An 18,246-nucleotide genomic window follows, 5' to 3' on the forward strand; every position below is an offset into this window, starting at 1 on the left:
GCGTGTCCGCCGTTCGGGTGAGGGCCGGCCCGGGCACGGTCCGCGCCCTTCAGCGGATCTCCACAGCGAATGTACAGACGTCACAGGGCGGCCCCCTTCTCCGCGCGGAGCCCCGGCGCCGACCCGCCCCCCGCCCGCTCCCACGTACCGGAATGTCCCCTTCCGGAACGACTCGGGAACCACCGCCGCCACCACTCCCCCGACCCTCATGTGGAGAATTCGCCACCGCCCCATGGACGCTTCCGCACACCGCCGTGACCGGTCCGCCCGAATTCCCCTCCCGGGCAGTCCGGCGGATTGGCTGGCGGACGCTTACCCGTGCTTTGATCCTTCGCACCGAGGCCGCCGCGGAGAAATACCGGCGGGCGACCTCTTGTGCGTCACTCGCGTCATTCGTGTCATCCGCATTCATCCATGTGAAGGGAACCCCATGAACCACCAGCTGCAGACCCAGGAGATCTCCGACGCCGACCTCGACAACGTGTCCGGCGGTCTGGTCGGCGGCCTCGTCGGCAACGTCGTGGGCACCGTCGACTCGGTGGTCCCGGTCTCCGGCACCGTCGGCGACCTGACCGGCACGGTCGACGGCCTCACCGGCCTGAACACCACGGGTGCGGCCAACTTCGCGGCCGGCCTCTGAGGGAGACCCTCCCGGGCGGCCCCCGGCGGCGACGACGCACCCCACCATGGCCGTCGCCGCCGCCGGCCGCCCACCCCTACCGCCATAGCGGCGGCCCGCGCCCGGAAATTCCGCCACACTCCTCCCGTTATCACCTCCCGGAATTCAGCACTTTCACCCCGCCTTCCTCTCCACGGCCGCCCGCCGTCACATTCCACAGCCCTGGAACACCATCCGTGCAATTCCGCCAACAGGCCCTTTCCCGGTTGCAGTCGCCCGAGGAAATCGATCTGCCGGTCCGGCTGGCCCGCCCGCAGGGGCTGCTCGTACTCTCCGTGACCCTGCTCGCGGTGGCCGCCGCCGCTCTCTGGGCGGTGACCGGCACGGTCTCGGCCACCGTGCGCGCGCCCGCCGTGCTCACCCACGGCCAGGGCGGCTATGTCCTCCAGTCCCCGGTGACCGGCCAGGTGACCGGGGCACTCGTTGAGGAGGGGGACCGGGTGGCCCAGGGCGCCCCGCTCTTCGAGCTGCGAACCGCCGAGGGGGCCCGCTCGGTGGTGCGGGCGCCGGCTCCCGGGCGGGTCACCGCGCTCGCCTCCGGCATCGGCACCGTGGTCACCACCGGCGCCGACCTGGCCTCGGTGGAACGGGTGGCGCACCCCGACGACCCGCTGACCGCCGTGGTGTACGTCCCGGCCGACCGTGCGGCTTCGCTGGCCCCCGGCGCCGCCGTGGACCTCACCGTGGACTCTGCCCCCGTCCAGCGCTACGGGGTGCTGCGCGGACAGGTCCGGGAGGTCGGGCGCACCCCGCAGTCCCGGCAGCGGATCACCGCCTTCCTCGGCAGCGGCGAACTGGCCGCCGAACTCTCCCGGGACGGACGTCCGGTGGCCGTGCTGGTCCGGCTGACCGAGGCGCCGAGGACCGCGTCCGGCTACGCCTGGTCGGCCTCGGACGGGCCGGGCCGCCCGCTGGAGTCGATGACGCTCGCCTCCGGCTCCGTACACCTCCCCGACCAGCACCCGATCGACTGGCTCCTGCCGTGACCGCGCACCGCGCCCCCACCCCCACCCCGCACCGGACTCCCAGCGGCCGACGTGCTGTCTCCGGCCGCCGTGCCGACACCGGCCGCCGTGCCGACACCGGCCACCGGACCGCCTCCGGCCGCCGCGCCGCGCCCGGCCGCCGCACCCTCCGGCGTACCGTCCGCACCCCCACCATCCTCCAGATGGAGGCCGTGGAGTGCGGGGCCGCCTGCCTCGCCATGGTGCTCGCCCACCACGGCAGACATGTCCCGCTGGAGGAGCTGCGGATCGCCTGCGGGGTGTCCCGGGACGGCTCCCGGGCGAGCAATCTGCTGAAGGCGGCCCGAGCGCACGGGCTGGCGGCCAAGGGCATGCAGATGGAACCGGCCGCGCTGGCCGAGGTCGCGGCCCCCGCCGTCCTCTTCTGGGAGTTCAACCACTATGTCGTCTACGACGGCCCCGGCCGCCGGCTCGGCCGCCGCGGGGTGTGGGTCAACGACCCCGGGCGGGGCCGCCGGCTGGTCCCCGAGGAGGAGTTCGACACCTCCTTCACCGGGGTGGCCCTGGTCTTCGAGCCGACCGCTCAGTTCCGGCGCGGCGGCCGCCCGCCCAGCGTCCTCGGCGCGATGCCCGCGCGGCTGCGCGGTACCACCGCCACCCTGCTGGCCGCCCTGGTCGCCAGTCTGCTGCTGGTGCTCGTCGGCGCGGCGGTGCCCGCCCTCAGCCGGACGTATATCGATCACTTCCTGATCGGCGGCCAGGACTCCGTACTCCCGGTGCTGTTCACCGGGATGGCGGCCGCGGTGGCGCTGACCGCCGTGCTGACCTGGCTCCAGCAGACCAACCTGCTGCACGGGCGGCTGATCTCCTCCACCCTGGGCAGCGCCCGGTTCCTGCGGCATCTGCTGCGGCTGCCGGTGACCTTCTTCGCCCAGCGCGGCCCGGCCGACCTGGTGCAGCGGCTCCAGTCCAACGACACGGTCGCCGAGACCCTGGCCCGCGATCTGGCCGCCGCCGGGGTGGACGGGGTCGTGGTGGTGCTCTACGCGCTGCTGCTCTACTCCTACGACCCCCAACTCACCCTCGTCGGCGTCGGGGTGGCGCTGCTCAACCTGGTGGCGCTGCGGATCGTGGTGCGGCTGCGCGCCACCCCCACCCAGAAGCTGCGGGCGGACAGCGCCCGGCTGGCGAACACCGCCTACTCCGGGCTCCAACTCATCGAGACCATGAAGGCGACCGGCGGCGAGGACGGCTACTTCCGCCGCTGGGCCGGGCAGCACGCGGCCACCATGGAGGTGCGGCAGCGGCTCGGGGTGCCCAGCGCCGCACTCGCCGTGGTCGCGCCGACACTGGCCGCGCTCAACAGCGGGCTGATCCTGTGGATCGGCGGACTGCGGGCGGTGGAGGGGCAGTTGTCGGTGGGGCTGCTGGTCGCCTTCCAGGCGCTGGTCACCCGGTTCACCGCGCCGATCGCCCGGCTGGGCGGAGTGGCCGGCCGGGTGCAGGACCTGGCCGCCGATGTGGCCCGGCTCAAGGACGTGGAGGCCTTCCCCGCCGACGCCCTCTACCGGCGCTCCCCCTCGGGCGACCCGGTGCGGCGGCTGCGCGGCGCGGTGGAACTGGAGCGGGTGTCCTTCGGCTACAGCCCGCTGGACCCGCCGCTGCTGACGGACTTCTCGCTGCTGGTCGGCCCCGGTCGGCAGGTGGCGCTGGTGGGCGGTTCGGGCAGTGGCAAGTCCACCGTGTCCCGGCTGCTGGCCGGGCTGTACGCGCCCTGGGAGGGCGCCGTCCGGATCGACGGCCGCCCGCTGGCGGAGATCCCGCGCGGCTCGCTGGCCGCCTCGGTCTACTTCGTCGACCAGGAGGTGTTCCTCTTCGAGGGCACCGTCCGGGACAACGTGGCGCTGTGGGACCCGTCCGTCCCGGACGAGGAGGTGGTCGCCGCGCTGCGGGACGCCGAGGTGTACGACGAGGTGGTGGCCCGCCGGCCGGGCGGCATCCGGGCCCGGGTCGAGCAGGACGGCCGGAACTTCTCCGGCGGCCAGCGCCAGCGGCTGGAGATCGCCCGCGCGCTGGTGCGCCGGCCCAGTGTGCTGGTGCTGGACGAGGTGACCAGCGCCCTGGACGCGCGCACCGAGCAGGCCGTGATGGACAACCTGCGGCGGCGCGGCTGCGCCTGTGTGGTCATCGCCCACCGGCTCTCCACGGTCCGCGACAGCAACGAGATCGTGGTCCTGGAGCACGGCACGGTGGTGGAACGGGGCCGCCACGCCGACCTGCTGGCGGCCGGCGGCCCGTACGCCGCCCTGGTCCGGGAGCACTGAGATGGCCACCGACACCGATCTCGCGCCCTACGGCGACCCGGTGGCGTACGCGCTGGGCGCGGTCGGCGCGCCGCTGACGGCCGCCGGCCCGGGCACCGTACCGCTGGAAGGGCCGCAGGTGCTGTGGCTGGTCGCGGCGGGCGCCCTGGACCTGTTCGCGGTGGACGCCGCCGCCGACGGGCACTGGCACTTCCTGGGCCGGCTGGAGCCGGGCGCCCTGCTGCTCGGCCCGGTGGACGGCACCCGGCACACCCTGGTCGGGCGGCCGGTACGGGAGTGCGCGCTGCGCCGCATCCCGCTGCGCGAACTGGCCTCGTACGAGGGGTGGGCCGCCGACCCAGGTGGCCGGCCCTCCCCCCTGGAGGAGGCCTTCGCCCTGGGCACCGCGCGCGGTCTGGGCGCGCTGATGGAGGCCCCGCTCGGAGGCAGGGCGGCGGCGGACGCGGCCGTGGGCGACGACGAGGACGACATGCTCTGGATGCCGGTGGAGCCCGGCAGCGTCCACTACGGGCCGTTCGACGGGGACGGCTGCGCCGAGCTGCTGGTGGACGGCGGTCTCTGGCAGCGGCTGGTCAACCAGCAGTACCGGCTGCTGTCGGCGGTGGACCGCTGGATCGAGCGGCTGGAGCGGGCGCATGAGGCGCGTACGGCGGCCGGGATCGAGGCCGGTGAGGCCGAGCGGACCCGCGCCGACCGGACCCTGCTGGCCGCCCTCGGCCCCCGGGCCCGCTCGACCGGCCGGGCCCGGGGCGGCGGCCCCGAGGACGAGGACGCCGCGCGGGCGGTGTGCCGGCTGGTGGCCCGGGCGGCCGGGATTCCCCTGACCGACCCCCCGGCCGTAGTCGCGGACCAGGACGGGACGGACCGGCTGGGGCCGGTGGAGCGGATCGCCTCGGCCGCGCGGATCCGCACCCGTACCGTCCGGCTGACCGGCGACTGGTGGCGCAGGGACCTCGGCCCGCTGGTGGGCCACTGGGCGAAGTCCGGGGCCCCGGTGGCACTGCTGCGGCGGCGCGGGCGGTACGAGGCGGTGAACCCGGTGTCCGGGCTGCGGATGCGGCTGGACGGGGAGAAGGCCGCCGAACTGGAGCCGCGCGCGCTGATGTTCTTCCGGCCGCTGCCCCGGGAGCCGCTGTCACCGGTCCGGCTGCTGCGGTTCTCGCTGCGCGGGTCCGGGGCCGATCTGCGTACCCTCGCCCTGACCTGCCTGGCCACCGTGGGACTGGGGGCGCTGGCGCCGATCGCCACCGGTCTGGTGCTCGGCTCGTACGTACCGGAGGCCAGGACCGGACTGATCACCCAGACCGCGGTGGCGGTGATGGCGGCCGGCGTGGTCTCGGCGGCGTTCCTGCTGATGCAGAACCTCACCGTGCTGCGGCTGGAGGGCAGGGTGGAGAGCGCCCTGCAACCGGCCGTCTGGGACCGGCTGCTGCGGCTGCCGGCCCGCTTCTTCGCCGGCCGCTCCACGGGTGAGCTGGCGAGCGCGGCGATGGGGGTGAGCGCGATCCGCCGGGTGCTCACCGGGGTGGGCCCGGTGGTGGTGCAAGGCTCGGTGGTGGGCCTGACCAACATGGTGCTGCTGCTCTGCTACAGCGTGCCGCTGGCACTCGCCGCGCTCGGGATGCTGACCGTGATCGCGGCGGTGTTCCTGGGGCTCGGGCTGTGGCAGGTGCGCTGGCAGCGGCGGCTGGTCAAGCTGAACGACCGGCTGAACAACCAGGCGTACCAGACCCTGCGCGGGCTGCCCAAGCTGCGGGTGGCGGCGGCCGAGAGCTTCGCCTACGCGGCCTGGGCGAAGGAGTTCGCCCGCTCGCGCGAGCTCCAGCGCCGGGCGGGCGCGGTGCGCGGGATCACCACCGTGCTGGACGCCGTCTATCTGCCGCTCTGCTCCCTCATCATGTTCATGCTGCTGGCGGGACCGGCGTACGGCTCCCTGTCGGCCGGGGACTTCCTGACCTTCAGTACCTCGGTGACGATGCTGCTGGCCTCGGTCACCCAGCTGACCGGGGCGCTGGTCTCGGCGGTGGCCGCGCTGCCGCTGTTCGAGCAGCTGAGGCCGGTGCTGGACGAGATGCCCGAGTCCCCGCCGACCGCCACCCCGCCCGGAGTGCTCTCCGGCGCCCTCGACGTCCGGGACCTGTCCTTCCGGTACGCCGACGAGACCCCGCTGGTCCTGGACGGCGTCTCCTTCTCCCTCCGCCCCGGCGAGTTCACGGCGGTGGTCGGCCCCAGCGGCTGCGGCAAGTCCACCCTGCTGCGGCTGCTGATCGGCTTCGAGCGCCCGACCACCGGCAGCGTCCGCTACGACGGACAGGACCTGGCCGCGCTGGACCTGACGGCCGTGCGCCGCCAGTGCGGGGTGGTGCTGCAGAACGCGGCACCGCTGAGCGGCTCCATCCTGGAGTGCGTGGCCGGCTCCGAGCCGTACACCCAGGAGGAGGTCTGGGCGGCGGTGGAGCTGGCCGGACTGGCGGAGGACATCCGGCGGATGCCGATGGGCCTGCACACCATGGTCGCGGGCGGCGCCGGGATCTCGGGCGGCCAGCGCCAGCGGCTGATGATCGCCCAGGCCCTGATCCGCCGCCCCCGGATCCTCTTCCTGGACGAGGCGACCAGCGCGCTGGACAACGAGACCCAGCGCACCGTGATCGAGTCCACCCGCCGACTGGCGGCCACCCGGCTGGTCATCGCGCACCGGCTCTCCACCGTGCTGGACGCCGACCGGGTGATCGTCCTGGACGGCGGCCGGATCGTGGAGCAGGGCCCGCCCGCCGCCCTGCTCGCCGACACCGGCGGCCGGCTGCACGACCTGGTACGCCGCCAGCTGGCCTGACACCGGGCCGACTGCGCCGACCGGACCCGCTCGAAAGGGTGGGATCGGCCGCGACACGCGCGCCGCTGCCCCGGAACGCGGGAACCCCTCCCTCCGAACCCCGCCCGGACGGACCGGGCGGTGCGTCTCACGGAGGATTCACCATGCTGAGGAAGGCCCTCGCCTGCGCCGCGCTCATCGCCGCCGCCACGGCGCTCGGTACCGTCCCCGCCGCCGCGAACGACGACGACCGCGACCACGGCAGCTTCGGCGCCGTCGAGTGGAACAAGGGCAAGTTCGCGTCCCTGGAGTCCGCGGGCGGCTCCGAGATCGCCGTCGGCGGCTGGGACCAGGGCGGCGCCATCGACGCCACCTGGTAGCAGCCCCGTCGCCACCGCCGCGCCCCCCGTCCCCGACCGCGGGAACGGGGGGCGCGGCGTGCCCGTGCACGCGACCGGTGTGCTCGCTCAGTACGGCTCGTTAGGGCTCGTACGGCTCCCGGACGGGCTCGCCCATGGCGAGGCCCCACACCCCGTCCGCCCGGTAGACGCTCAGCTGCTGCCTGCGGCCGTCGGAGAAGGACAGCTCGACCCCCGCGAGGTAGGGGACGTTGGAGGCCACCTTCGCGGTGACCGAGCCGCCGGCGGATTGCCGGTACTCCTCGATCCACCGCCTGGCCTCCGCTTCCTCCCCCTTGTAGTGAGGGTTGGCCAACTCGGCCAGCCTCCGGGGATCGCCGACGCCGACGCGCTGGACATAGGCCTGGACCAGGGGCGTCAGCTCCTCGGCCAGTTCCACCTCGTCCGGATAGGCGTCCGGCGCTGTCTGCACCGTCACCCGTACCGCCGGCGAGGCGTACACCTCGTAGGGGGTGGAGTCGGCGGCGCCCCAGAGAAACCAGCCCGCCGCGGCCGCGGAGAGCAGCCCGGACGCGATACCGACGGCGACCAGCCCTCTTCGCCTGCGGGTCCTCGTCGGTACCGGTTCGGCTTGACGCGGAGCCGCTCCGCCAGCGGCTCGTGCACCGACGCGCGTGAGTCTTCCTCGCACTCCACGACCTTTCCCTCTTCGGCACGCTCCTGCCGAAACTCCCGCGCGACCAGGCAGGACACCAGCGCGACACCCCTCGATCCGCACGGTGATCATGGAGTAAATGTGAAGATCACGTCAACAGGGGGTGGGGCGAGCAGGACAGAGTCATGGAACGGCAGAAGGCCCCAGCTCTCCGCTGAGGCCTTCGCTGGTGTCCGAGGGGGGACTTGAACCCCCACGCCCGATAAAGGGCACTAGCACCTCAAGCTAGCGCGTCTGCCATTCCGCCACCCGGACAAGGTGTCTGCCGCATCGGGCTTCCCCGCAGCGACATCGACAACTCTACCAGGGGTCCAGGGCGCCGTTCACCCGCATATCCGATGGTCAGAGGGGTTGGACGGATCGCGCTCGCGCTGCGTCCCGGGGCGGGCACCGCATGTGTCCGGGACGGTGCTCTCAGACTGCCAGCCGGCTGAGGACGGCGCGCAGGGCCCGCCGTACGGCGTCCCGGCTCTCCTCGGTGTGGTCCAGCGTCTCGAAGCCATGGCGCCCGTGCGGGACGTCGATCACCTCGACCGGGGCGCCCGCGTCCCGGGCCGCCGTGAGGAAGGCGGAGACGGTGCCCGCGATGGCGGCGTCCTCGCGGCCCACCCGGGTCAGTACGACGGGGGGTGTGCCGGTGCCGCGCGCCATCGCCTCGGCGGGGCGGAAGCGGCCGTCGACCGGGGGCCAGCCGGGCAGCGGGGCGAGGACCGGATACGTCAGTGCCAGGCAGCGCAGCCACGGCGGTGGGCCGTCGAGCCAGTCGGCGGCGAGCAGCCCGCCCGCGGAGAAGATCCACAGGGCGATCCGGTCGGGGGCCACTCGTGGGTCGCGGCGGAGCAGGGCGAGGGCGTCGGCCACGTCCTGGGCGGCCCGTGGATAAGCGTCGAGCCGGTGCAGCCCGTGGTCGACCACGGCGCCGACCGCGCCGAGCTCCCCCGCGTACCGGGCGTAGCCGAGGTGCGCGGGCCACTCCCTGGGGGTGGGCCGCAGATCGACCGGCACCGGACCGCCGTGGACGAAGAGGATCGCGGGCCGGGGGCCGGGGCGGTCGGGGAGGTGGAGGTCGAGGGCGCCGTGCCGCTCGCGGGGCCGCTCGGCGACCTCCAGGACGAAGGGCCGGAGATGGGCCGGCGGCTCCTCCTCGGTCGGGGCGGTCAGCCGGTGCCCCTCCCCGGCGGCGGCGCGCAGCAGCACCTCGGCGAGCTCGCCGGGGATGCAGAGCATCGGCCAGTGCCCGGTAGCCAGCTCGAAGAAGGCCGCCCGCGCCTTCGCCAGCGCCGTGATGTCGGGGTCGCCGAGGCCGAGTAGCCCTTCCAGCAGGGCGATGCCCACGCCGTTCGCGGTGCACAGGATCGCGGTGTCCGGCGGCGGGGTGGTAGGCCCGGCGAGGCGGAGCGGCTGGGTGAGGGTGGCCGCCGGCTGCGGGGACGCCCGCTCCGCCAGCCGGGCGAGCGCGGCGGGCGGTACGCCGTCGGTGCTGCCGAGGCGGTGCCACCCGCCGGGCCCGGGCGGCGGTACGGAACGGGGGCCGGCTCCGGGCGCCCCTCCCCCACCGGGGCCGAGCAGCCGGGCCCGGGTCTGCTCGTCGGTGATCAGGGCTAGCGGCGCCACCCCGTCCTTCGGCAGCCTCGCGTCCACATGCACCACCCGGGCGATCCGCTCCGGGCGCCGGTGGGCGGCGGCGGTCGCGGGCTGGTTGCCGTAGCCGTGCCCGACCAGCACGATCCGCTCCTCGGTCAGGGCGTCGACCAGCCTCAGTACGTCATCGGTGTGCGTGTCGAGGTCGGTGCCGGACAGGTCCGGGCGACCGTCGAGGCCGCTCAGGGTGACCGGGTACGTTGCCGCACCCGCGTCCCGGAGCCGGGCCGCCGTCTCCGCCCAGACCCATCCCCCGGTGAACACATCCGGCACCAGGACGAACGCCGTCGTCTCCGTCATGGGCTGCTCCGTCATGGGCTCCGACATGGGAGTCCCCCTCTCCTGCGCGCGGTCCCGGCCCCGGCGGCCGTCCGTGCGCGGCTACGGTAGGAACTCCCCCTGAGGGAGGTTCAAGACGTGTTTCCGGGAGCGCAGTTGCCCGCGGGCGAGGGTGACCGGTGGAGCATCGGTGAGCTGGCCGAGCGCGCCGGGGTCACCGTCAAGACCGTGCGCTTCTACTCCGATCGCGGGCTGCTGCCGGAGGAGGCCCGCACCTCCGGCGGGCACCGGCGGTTCGGGGCGGACGCTCTGGGGCGGCTCCGCTTCATCCGGGCGCTGCGCGCTCTGGACGTGCCGGTGCCGGAGGTGCGGCAGCTGATCGAGTCCGGCGCGGACACGGATGGTGGTGCCGGGGCGGTGCTGGCGGAGGTGGCCGACCGGGGGCTGGCGGAGGTCGGCGGTCGGCTGGTGGCGCTGCGCTGGCGGGAGGCGGCGCTACGGGTGGTGGCCTGCGGCCCGGCCGAGGAGCGCGTCGAACGGCTGCTGCTGGTGGGCGCGTTGGCGTCGCCGCCCAGTACCGCCCCGCTGGCCCGGTTCTGGCGGGCCTGGCTGCCGCCACGGCTGCCGGCCCGGCTGCGCTCGGCGGTGGTCGAGCAGGCGGTTCCCGAGCCGCCGGACGACCCGTCCCCCGCCCAGGCGCTCGCCTTCGCCCGGCTGCACGCCTTCGTCTCCGCGCCCTGCGGCGGCGGGGCCCTGCCGCAGCCCGCCGCGCACAGCACCGCGGACGGCTACCGCCCGGCGGTGCTGTACGGGGGCCTGACCGAGGCGTACGGGCTGGCGGCGGCCGAGATGCGGGCGGGCCGTGGGCCGCGCGCGGGCGGGGCGCTGGACTGCTTCGCCGCCGCCTACGCCGGTGCGCGCGGGGTGCGGGACACCGCGGACTTCCGCCGTGCGCTGGCCGATCGGCTGGCCGCGGATCCCCGGATCGACCGTTACTGGGAGCTGGTCACCGAGGTGGTCTCGCCGCCGTCCGGGCCGCCGGTCCCGGTGCCGGGCACCATCCATGACTGGCTGCTGGCCGCGCTCCGCGCCGAGACCGCACGGCGGGCGGGCTGAGCGCCGCGCTCAGCGGCCGCCGCGTTCGCGCAGCGCGTGCAGATGGGCGCTGGACTTGCGGGCGAACGCGAAGGAGTCGGCCGGGTTGTCGTGCTCGGCCTGCCAGTGGTGGTCGCGGCGGCCGCCGGGGGTGCGGCCCACGGCGGTCAGGAACCGCCGGTAGTCGATGTCGCCGTCGCCGACGTCCACCATGCGGTAGCCGTCACGGGCGGCGATGTCCCGTTGGCCGTCCTTGACGTGGAACAGCGGGTAGCGGTCCGGGGCGCGCAGGACGTAGTCCAGCGGGTCGAACGGCGCCGGAACGCCGTCCGGGCGCCGGCCGAAGCGGAACGCGCCCGCGTACGCCCAGTAGATGTCCATCTCCAGATGGACCAGGTCCGGGTCGGTCTCGGCGAGCAGTACGTCGTAGAGGCGGACGTCCGGCCGGTCGGTGGCGAAGGAGAACTCCTCGGCGTGGTTGTGCTGGTAGAACTTCATGCCCCGCTTCCTGGCCTCGGCGCCGTAGTGGTTGAAGTCCTGGGCGCAGCGCTTCCAGCCGTCCACGGTGGCGCCGTACCGCCAGGGACCGGAGGCGGTGCCGATGTGCTTCAGGCCGAGGGCCTCGGCGTCGTCGAGGACCTTGGTGAGGTTCTGCGCGAAGCTGTACGCGTTCGGGTTGCCGTCGTCGTGGTAGTTGACGTGGCTGCCGATGCCGTTCAGCCCGTGGTCGCGGGTGAGCCGCCGGAGCTGGGCCAGGGTGATGGGTCCGGCGAAGCCCTGGGTGTAGCCGGCGTACTCGACCTCGTCGTAGCCGTAGAGCGCCAGCTCCCGGAAGACGGCGGCGAAGCCGAGGGTGGAGACCTTGTCGCGGAGCGAGTAGAGCTGGACGCCGAGCCGGCCGGGCGGCAGTACGGGGCGTCCCCGGCCGGGCGCCGGGGTGGTGGCGGGGGCGGCCGTGGTGGCGGCGGCCGCCGTGGCGGGGAGCAGGGCGGCGGCGGTGGCGCCGGCGGCGACGCCGAGCATGCCGCGCCTGCTGAGCCGGTGGGCGAGTTCGGGGTCGCGTTCGCGCGGGGTGCGGGGCATGGGCTGGCTCCAGGATCGGGGGATTGTCAGTGGGGTCTGCTTCAGTGGAAGTCGGCAGTCTTCAGGAGGGGGTCGCGGTGGCGGGGAGGCCGGCCAGGTCCAGCAGCAGGGCTTTCACATCGGTGGCCGCGACGCGGCCGGGAAGGGAGCGCGGGGTGGAGCACACGATCAGCGGACCGTCGTCGCTCGTGGGAAGGCGTCCATGGCTGCCGCGAATAGGCGAGGGGTCCAGGGGGACCACCGCCATCCGGTAGCGCAGTCCGAGCTTCTTGCGGGCCAGGGCCGTCGCGGCCCGTAGCCGCACATAGGGGTCCTCGGGGTCCATGAAGAGCTCCGCCGGGTCGTAGCCGGGTTTGCGGTGGATCTCCACCAGCCGGGCGAAGTCCGGGGCGCGGCTGTCGTCGAGCCAGTAGTAGTACGTGAACCAGGCGTCGGGTTCGGCGACGGCGACCAGCTCCCCGGAGCGCGGGTGGTCCAGGCCGTGGGCCTTCTTGCCTTCGTCGTCCAGGAGTTGTTCGACGCCGGGCACCTCGGCGAGCGCGGCGCGCACGGTGTCCAGGTCCTCGGGGCGGCGGACGTAGACATGGGCAAGCTGGTGGTCGGCGACGGCGAAGGCCCGGGAGGCCATGGGGTCGAGGTACTCCATGCCGTCCTGGGTGTGCACCTCCAGGAGCCCGGCGCGGCGCAGTACCCGGTTGATGTCCACGGGTCGGCTGACCGGGGTGATGCCGTACTCGGAGAGGGCGACGACGGTGCGCCCCTCGGCGGTGGCGTCGGCGAGCAGCGGGGCCAGGGCGGCGTCGAGTGCGGCGGCGGCCCGGTGGGAGCGGGGGTCCTCGGGTCCGTACCGCTGGAGGTCGTAGTCGAGATGGGGGAGGTAGCACAGGGCCAGGTCGGGGATGCGGGTGCGCAGGATGTGGCGGGTGGCGTCGATGATCCACCGGCTGGAGACCAGGTCGGCACCCGGGCCCCAGAAGCGGAAGAGAGGGAAGGTGCCGAACAGTTCGGTGAGTTCGTCGTGGAGGGCGGGTGGTCGGGTGTAGCAGTCGGGTTCCTTGCGGCCGTCGGCGTAGTAGACCGGGCGCGGGGTGACGGTGATGTCGGTGTCGGCGCCCATGGCGTACCACCAGCAGATGTTGGCCACGGTGTAGCCGGGGTGGGCGCGACGGGCGGCGTCCCACAGCTTGTCGCCGGAGACCAGGCCGTTGTGCTGGCGCCACAGCAGGATGTCGCCGAGTTCGCGGAAGTACCAGCCGTTGCCGACGATGCCGTGCTCGGAGGGGAGGGCGCCGGTGAGGAAGGTGGACTGGGCGGTGCAGGTGACGGCGGGCAGGACGGTGGTCAGCGGCGCCCGGGAGCCGCAGTCGCCCAGGGCGCGCAGCCGGGGCATGTGCTCCAGCAGACGGGGGGTGAGGCCGACGACGTCCAGGACGAGGAGGGGGGTGGGGAGAGGGGAGGGCAGCGGATCGGGGTCCGCCGGTCCGCCGGGGGTGGGGGGCGTCATGGCAGTTCCTTGAGGCCGAGGTCGGTGAGGAGGTCGCGGGCGAGGGTGAGTTCGGCGGCGATCCCGTCGGCGAGGCGGGCGCGGGTGCGGGGGCGCAGCGCGGGCGGCAGGGCCTGCCAGGTGTAGGTCTCCACCTCCAGATGGCGGGTGAGCGGCGCCGGGCCGCCGACCAGCCGGGCGAGGGCGTCCCGCAGTACGGGGAGGGTGGAGGTGAGCGGCGGGTCGGGCGGCCGGTGCAGGGGGACATGGAAGTGGGCCCGCCAGGGTCTCCCGTCCGGCAGCGGGGCGACCGGGCCATCGGAGACCGCCGCGCCGGGGACGGGACTGCCGGTGACCGGACTGCCGGTGACCGGACTGCGGGTGGCCGGGCTGCGGGTGGCCGGGCTGCCGGCCAGTGCCTCGGCGAGGTCGTCGGTGCCGAGGAGTCCGGCGTCGGCGGGTGTCTCGCCGGGGGTGAGCGGTCGGGCCAGGGTGCGGGTCTGGTGGAGGAAGCGCGGTTCGGCGTACGCGGCGAGCGCCTGGCGCACCTCGGGGAGGTGCGGGTGCTCGGCGTGCAGGGCGGCGGAGAGCTGGGCCTTGGGGATGGTGATCCCCGCGGTGGTGAGGGCGGCCAGAGCGGTCGCCGGGTCCTCGAAGGAGGTGGCGAGATGGCAGGTGTCCAGGCAGAGCCCGATACGGGGGCTGCCCACGGCGGTGAGCGGGGCGATGGCGTCGGCGGTGGTCTCCACCGTGCAGCCCGGTTCGGGTTCCAGGGCGATCCGGACGGACTTGCCGGTGAGTTCCTCCAGGGCGTCCAGCCGGGCGGCCAGGGTGGTGAGCGCGGTGTGCGCGGTACGGGCGGCGGTGGCGTCGAAGGGGGTGCGCCAGGCGAGCGGAAGGGTGGAGACGGAGCCCTCGGAGGTGTCGTCGGGGAGGAGCGCGGCGAGCAGCCGGGCCAGGTCGGTGGTGTAGGCGAGGCGTTCGGGGCGGGTCCAGTCGGGCTGGTAGACCCGGTACTTGACCTCGCGGGAGCCGAAGCCCTGGTAGGGGAAGCCGTTGAGGGTGACCACCTCCAGGCCGCGCCGGTCGAGTTCGGCGCGCAGCCCGCGCAGGGCGCCCGCGTCGGCGGTCAGCGCGGCGGCGGCGTCCCGGGCGAGCCACAGCCCGATGCCGAGCCGGTCGCGGCCGAGGCGGCGGCGGACCGGTTCGCAGTGGTCGCGGAGCTGCGCGAGCACTCCGTACAGGGTCTCGGCGGGGTGGACGTTGGTGCAGTAGGCCAGATGGACGGTGGTGCCGTCCGGGTGGCGGAAGCGCATCGGGGGCTCCTCTCACTCACCGCCGCGCAGGATGGAGTTGCCCTCGTGCAGGAGGCCCGGGTCGTCGGGCGGGTCGAGCCTCAGGCGGCCGCTCAGCCCGTAGAAGGCGACCGGGTTGCGCCACAGCACCCGGTCGACCTCGTCCTCGCCGAAGCCGGCCGCGAGCATGGCGTCGCCGACCTTGCGGGTCTTCAGCGGATCGCTCCTGCCCCAGTCGGCGGCCGAGTTCACCAGCACCCGCGCGGTGCCGTGCTCCTTCAGCACGGCGACCATCCGCTCCTCGTCCATCTTGGTGTCGGGATAGACGGAGAAGCCGAGCCAGGCGCCGCTGTCGGCGGCCTCCTTGACGGTGGTCTCGTTGAGGTGGTCGAGCAGCACCCGGTCCACCGGCAGCGCGGACTCGCGGACCACGTCCAGGGTGCGGCGCAGTCCGTTGAGCTTGTCCCGGTGCGGGGTGTGGACCAGGGCGGGCAGCCCGTGCTCGGCGGCCAGCTGGAGCTGGGCGGCCAGGGCGGTGTCCTCGGCCGGGGTCATGGAGTCGTAGCCGATCTCGCCCACGGCGACGACCGAGTCCTTGACCAGATAGCGGGGCAGGGTGTCCAGCACCGGGACGCAGCGCGGGTCGTTGGCCTCCTTGGGGTTGAGGGCGAGCGCGCAGTGGTGGGCGATGCCGTACTGGGCCGCGCGGAACGGCTCCCAGCCGAGCAGGGCGTCGAAGTAGTCGTGGAAGGACTCCGGGCTGGTGCGGGGCTGGCCCAGCCAGAAGGACGGTTCGACCACGGCCCGCACCCCGGCCCGGTGCATTGCCTGGTAGTCGTCCGTGGTGCGGGAGGTCATATGGATGTGCGGGTCGAAGATGCGCATCAGAAGGCCTCCGAGGGGACGGTCAGGGCGAGGACGCGGTGCAGGTCGCCGGGGACGGGACGGCCCGCGGCGGTGCGTTCGGCGGCGAAGTCGGCCAGCATCCGGGCCAGTTCGGCGTCATCGCGGGCGCGTTCCGCCAGCTTGGCGACCGCGTCCACGGGCACACCGGTGAACAGGCACTTCAGTACGGCGTGCCGCCAGGAGTGGGGGGCCAGATGGGCGGCGCCGTAGGGGCCGACGGCGGCGGCGACCAGCCGGGTGTCATGGGTGCGCAGGGCGTCCTCGACCAGGTCCAGCGCCTCCGGCCCGGAGAACAGGGCGGGCAGGGCGAGCAGCACGGCGCGGCGTTCGGCGGCGTCGCCGTACCGGTAGAGCCGGGCCAGGGCGTCCGGGCCGGGCCGGGCGGTGCGCAGCAGCAGGGCACGGACCGCGGTGGCGTGCTCGGCCCCGCAGTGGCGGCCCGCCGAGGCGAACCGCAGCTCCCACGCGGCCGGCCGGGCCGGCGGGGGCACGGGTATCCCGGTCAGGTCGGCCACGTCCTGAGCGGCAGGGTGCCCGGCGGGCTCCCCGGTGGGCTGCCCGAGGTGCTGTTCGGCAGGCCGCCCGGCGTGCTGATCGGCGGCGTGGGCGGCTTCGGCCAGAGCCTCGGACAGCCAGGTACGGGCGGCGCCGTCGAGCCGCTCGTCCAGCTCGGCCCGGGAGGTGAGGAGGTGAGAGGTCATGGGGCCGGGGCTCCCTTCACGGAGGTGGTCGCAGGCGTGGCCGGGGCCGGGCTGCCGGAGGGATCGGTGAGGGACCGGAGGAAGGCGAGGGAGGAGCGGGCGAGTTCCGGGCCGGCGTGGGAGTGGCGGGGCAGCTCCACCACGGTCAGGCCCCGGTAACCGGTGGCGGCGAGGGCGTCCAGGACAGGAGGGAAGTCGATCTCCCCGTCACCGAAGGGAAGGTGCTCGTGCACCCCTCGGCGCATGTCCTCGATCTGGACATGGCGCAGCCAGGGGGCGGCGGCCCGTACGCAGTCGGCGGGGGACGCGGGCTCCAGGCACTGGCAGTGGCCGATGTCCAGGGTGAGCCCGAGAAGGTCAGGACCGGGGTCGCCGAGGAGGGAGCGGAGATGGTGGAAGTCGGCGAGGGTGGCGAGGAGATGACCGGGCTCGGGTTCGACGGCCAGCGGTACGCCGGCGGTGCCGGCGGCCGTGAGGACGGGGGCGAGGGAGTCCGCGAGGCGCTGCCAGGCGGTCTCGGCCGTGGTGGCGGTGGGCAGGATGCCGCTGAAGCAGTGCACCGCATGCGCGCCGAGGTCGGCGGCGACCCGTACTGCGGTGGTCAGCAGCCCGGCGCGGGCGGCGCGGCCCTCCGGTTCCGGGTCGAGGAGCGAGGGGCCGTGCTTGCGGCGCGGGTCGAGTACATAGCGGGCCCCGGTCTCCACGGTGACCCCGAGCCCCAGCTCCGCCAGCCGGGCGGCCACCTTGCCGGTGCGGGCCGCCAGATTCGGGGCGAGCGGATCGAGGTGCATATGGTCGAGCGTCAGCCCGACCCCGTGGTAGCCGAGATCGGCGAGGAGGCCGAGGGCGTCGTCCAGCCGGAGGTCGGTCAGCCCGTTGGTGCCGTAGCCGAACCGCAGGCTCGGGTCGCTCATGTGGGGCTCACCTTCCGGGCCAGTACGCGGGCGAGGGGGGCGGCCGCCAGCAGGGCGAGCCCGGTGGCCGGAGAGCCGGCGCGGGCGGCCAGCGCCGCCTGGAGCGGGATCATCGCCCGGATACCGCCGCCCACGGCCCGCCGGGTGAGCGGCGCCGAGGGGTTGAGCACGGCGTGCAACAGCGGCGGCCCGGCGGTACGGAGGTAGCCGGCGGCACAGAGCACGGCGACCACGCGGGAGGCGTCCCGGAACACGGGGGCGGCGCGGGGGTCGTCCCCGAGCACACCCGCCGCGCGGGAGGCGTCCCCGAGCGCGAGGGCGGCACCCTCAAGCGCAGAGGCGCCGCCTTCGGGTGGGCGGACGACGAGTGAGCGGCCGTCGGCGGGTGCACGGCCAGGGGACGAGCGCCCCCCGGCGAGCCAACGGCCCACCGCGAGCAGGCAGGCGAAGGCGGACGAGGGACCTACGGCGGACGAGCGGCCAGCGGGCGAGCGGACGGCGCCGGACGGCCGCCATGCCGGGCCTACGGCCCACGCGGCAAGCGCAGAGGCGCCGCCTTGGGGCGGGCGGGCGGCGAATGAACGGCCGCCGGCGGGTGCACGGCCAGCGGACGAGCGCCCCCCGGCGAGCCAACGGCCCACCGCGGGCAGGCGGGCGAAGGCGGGCACACGACCCACGGCGGGCAGACGGGCGAAAGCAGGCGCACGACCCACCGCGAGCAGACGGGCGGAGGCAGGCGCGCGGCCTATCGCAGGCGAGTGGGCCGCGACGGACGGCCGCCGGGGCGGGCGCATGACCCAGGCGGCGAGCACGGGGGCGGCGCCCTCGGGTGGGCGGACGCCGAACGAGCGCCCTCCGGCGAGCAAACCGCCCACCGCGGGCGCGCGGCCTATCGCAGGCGAGTGGGCCGCGACGGACGGCCGCCGGGGCGGGCGCGTGGCCCAAGCGGCGAGGCGGTCGGGGGTATTCGCAGGTCGGTGCGGCGCTGCGGGCAC

At 74.8% G+C, this 18,246-nt stretch carries 14 protein-coding genes, 1 tRNA gene and 1 pseudogene; 6 read left to right on the plus strand and 10 right to left on the minus strand.

All coding sequences use genetic code 11. From position 1 onward, the window contains the following. Positions 1 to 430: 430 nt before the first annotated feature. The 5 genes from ABZ945_RS23365 (at position 431) to ABZ945_RS23385 (ending at position 7,160) form a co-directional block, all read left to right on the plus strand. Positions 431 to 640, plus strand: a complete 210-nt coding sequence (locus ABZ945_RS23365; protein WP_361272732.1) for a type A2 lantipeptide — start codon at positions 431 to 433, stop codon at positions 638 to 640. 215 nt (positions 641 to 855) lie between these two features. Continuing rightward, positions 856 to 1,665, plus strand: coding sequence for an HlyD family efflux transporter periplasmic adaptor subunit (locus ABZ945_RS23370; RefSeq protein WP_361272735.1), 810 nt, complete (start codon positions 856 to 858; stop codon positions 1,663 to 1,665). Beyond that, entirely contained in the window at positions 1,662 to 3,968 is a 2,307-nt protein-coding gene (locus ABZ945_RS23375) for an NHLP family bacteriocin export ABC transporter peptidase/permease/ATPase subunit (RefSeq protein WP_361272738.1), read from the plus strand. Before ABZ945_RS23370 ends, ABZ945_RS23375 begins: the two co-directional genes overlap by 4 nt. A gap of 1 nt (position 3,969) precedes the next feature. After that, positions 3,970 to 6,801, plus strand: a complete 2,832-nt coding sequence (locus ABZ945_RS23380) for an NHLP bacteriocin export ABC transporter permease/ATPase subunit (protein WP_361272740.1) — start codon at positions 3,970 to 3,972, stop codon at positions 6,799 to 6,801. Positions 6,802 to 6,944: 143 nt separating this feature from the next. Beyond that, entirely contained in the window at positions 6,945 to 7,160 is a 216-nt protein-coding gene (locus ABZ945_RS23385) for a hypothetical protein (protein WP_361272742.1), read from the plus strand. 100 nt (positions 7,161 to 7,260) lie between these two features. Here the strand turns inward: ABZ945_RS23385 and ABZ945_RS23390 are convergent, their stop codons facing one another. The 3 genes from ABZ945_RS23390 to ABZ945_RS23400 all read right to left on the minus strand — a co-directional run bounded on the left by ABZ945_RS23390 (position 7,261) and on the right by ABZ945_RS23400 (position 9,795). Next, positions 7,261 to 7,641, minus strand: coding sequence for a hypothetical protein (locus ABZ945_RS23390; RefSeq protein ID WP_361272745.1), 381 nt, complete (start codon positions 7,639 to 7,641; stop codon positions 7,261 to 7,263). Between the two features lie 380 nt (positions 7,642 to 8,021). Next, a tRNA-Leu gene (locus ABZ945_RS23395) sits at positions 8,022 to 8,109 on the minus strand. Positions 8,110 to 8,268: 159 nt separating this feature from the next. Continuing rightward, on the minus strand, positions 8,269 to 9,795 hold the full coding sequence (locus tag ABZ945_RS23400) for an alpha/beta fold hydrolase (protein ID WP_361272748.1): 1,527 nt from the start codon (positions 9,793 to 9,795) through the stop codon (positions 8,269 to 8,271). Positions 9,796 to 9,912: 117 nt separating this feature from the next. On the opposite strand from ABZ945_RS23400, the gene ABZ945_RS23405 reads away from it, so the two are divergent. Continuing rightward, a complete protein-coding gene (locus ABZ945_RS23405; RefSeq protein WP_361272750.1) occupies positions 9,913 to 10,890 on the plus strand; it encodes a MerR family transcriptional regulator in 978 nt (325 codons plus the stop codon). Positions 10,891 to 10,899: 9 nt separating this feature from the next. On the opposite strand, the gene ABZ945_RS23410 is transcribed toward ABZ945_RS23405, so the two are convergent. The 7 genes and pseudogenes from ABZ945_RS23410 to ABZ945_RS23440 all read right to left on the minus strand — a co-directional run. Beyond that, complete coding sequence (locus ABZ945_RS23410) at positions 10,900 to 11,952, minus strand: sugar phosphate isomerase/epimerase (RefSeq protein ID WP_361272753.1); 1,053 nt, start codon at positions 11,950 to 11,952, stop codon at positions 10,900 to 10,902. A gap of 61 nt (positions 11,953 to 12,013) precedes the next feature. After that, positions 12,014 to 13,456 carry a nucleotide pyrophosphatase/phosphodiesterase family protein gene (locus tag ABZ945_RS23415; RefSeq protein ID WP_361272756.1) on the minus strand — a complete coding sequence of 481 codons (1,443 nt, stop codon included), beginning with the start codon at positions 13,454 to 13,456 and terminating at the stop codon, positions 12,014 to 12,016. Continuing rightward, a complete protein-coding gene (gene eboE / locus ABZ945_RS23420; protein ID WP_361272759.1) occupies positions 13,453 to 14,751 on the minus strand; it encodes a metabolite traffic protein EboE in 1,299 nt (432 codons plus the stop codon). The genes ABZ945_RS23415 and eboE overlap by 4 nt, the downstream gene beginning before the upstream one ends. A 12-nt stretch (positions 14,752 to 14,763) precedes the next feature. Continuing rightward, a complete protein-coding gene (locus ABZ945_RS23425) occupies positions 14,764 to 15,615 on the minus strand; it encodes a TatD family hydrolase (protein ID WP_361272762.1) in 852 nt (283 codons plus the stop codon). Then, on the minus strand, positions 15,615 to 16,337 hold the full coding sequence (locus tag ABZ945_RS23430; RefSeq protein WP_361272765.1) for an EboA domain-containing protein: 723 nt from the start codon (positions 16,335 to 16,337) through the stop codon (positions 15,615 to 15,617). The genes ABZ945_RS23425 and ABZ945_RS23430 overlap by 1 nt, the downstream gene beginning before the upstream one ends. Further along, a complete protein-coding gene (locus ABZ945_RS23435; protein ID WP_361272768.1) occupies positions 16,334 to 17,251 on the minus strand; it encodes a sugar phosphate isomerase/epimerase family protein in 918 nt (305 codons plus the stop codon). The genes ABZ945_RS23430 and ABZ945_RS23435 overlap by 4 nt, the downstream gene beginning before the upstream one ends. Then, positions 17,248 to 17,457, minus strand: a pseudogene (locus ABZ945_RS23440) (prenyltransferase); the annotation flags it as partial. The gene ABZ945_RS23435 and the pseudogene ABZ945_RS23440, both read right to left, overlap by 4 nt. Positions 17,458 to 18,246: the final 789 nt, after the last annotated feature.

The sequence above is a fragment of the Streptomyces sp. NPDC046887 genome (genome assembly GCF_040644755.1).
In the GTDB taxonomy this organism is placed as follows: Bacteria; Actinomycetota; Actinomycetes; order Streptomycetales; family Streptomycetaceae; genus Streptomyces; species Streptomyces lichenis.

Bases quoted from the DNA above. Each gene is read 5' to 3' on its own strand.
- ABZ945_RS23365 (WP_361272732.1), top strand. From the start codon at position 431: ATGAACCACCAGCTGCAGACCCAGGAGATCTCCGACGCCGACCTCGAC.
- ABZ945_RS23380 (WP_361272740.1), top strand. From the start codon at position 3,970: ATGGCCACCGACACCGATCTCGCGCCCTACGGCGACCCGGTGGCGTAC.
- ABZ945_RS23385 (WP_361272742.1), top strand. From the start codon at position 6,945: ATGCTGAGGAAGGCCCTCGCCTGCGCCGCGCTCATCGCCGCCGCCACG.
- ABZ945_RS23400 (WP_361272748.1), bottom strand. From the start codon at position 9,795: ATGACGGAGACGACGGCGTTCGTCCTGGTGCCGGATGTGTTCACCGGG.
- ABZ945_RS23410 (WP_361272753.1), bottom strand. From the start codon at position 11,952: ATGCCCCGCACCCCGCGCGAACGCGACCCCGAACTCGCCCACCGGCTC.
- ABZ945_RS23415 (WP_361272756.1), bottom strand. From the start codon at position 13,456: ATGACGCCCCCCACCCCCGGCGGACCGGCGGACCCCGATCCGCTGCCC.
- eboE (WP_361272759.1), bottom strand. From the start codon at position 14,751: ATGCGCTTCCGCCACCCGGACGGCACCACCGTCCATCTGGCCTACTGC.
- ABZ945_RS23425 (WP_361272762.1), bottom strand. From the start codon at position 15,615: ATGCGCATCTTCGACCCGCACATCCATATGACCTCCCGCACCACGGAC.
- ABZ945_RS23430 (WP_361272765.1), bottom strand. From the start codon at position 16,337: ATGACCTCTCACCTCCTCACCTCCCGGGCCGAGCTGGACGAGCGGCTC.
- ABZ945_RS23435 (WP_361272768.1), bottom strand. From the start codon at position 17,251: ATGAGCGACCCGAGCCTGCGGTTCGGCTACGGCACCAACGGGCTGACC.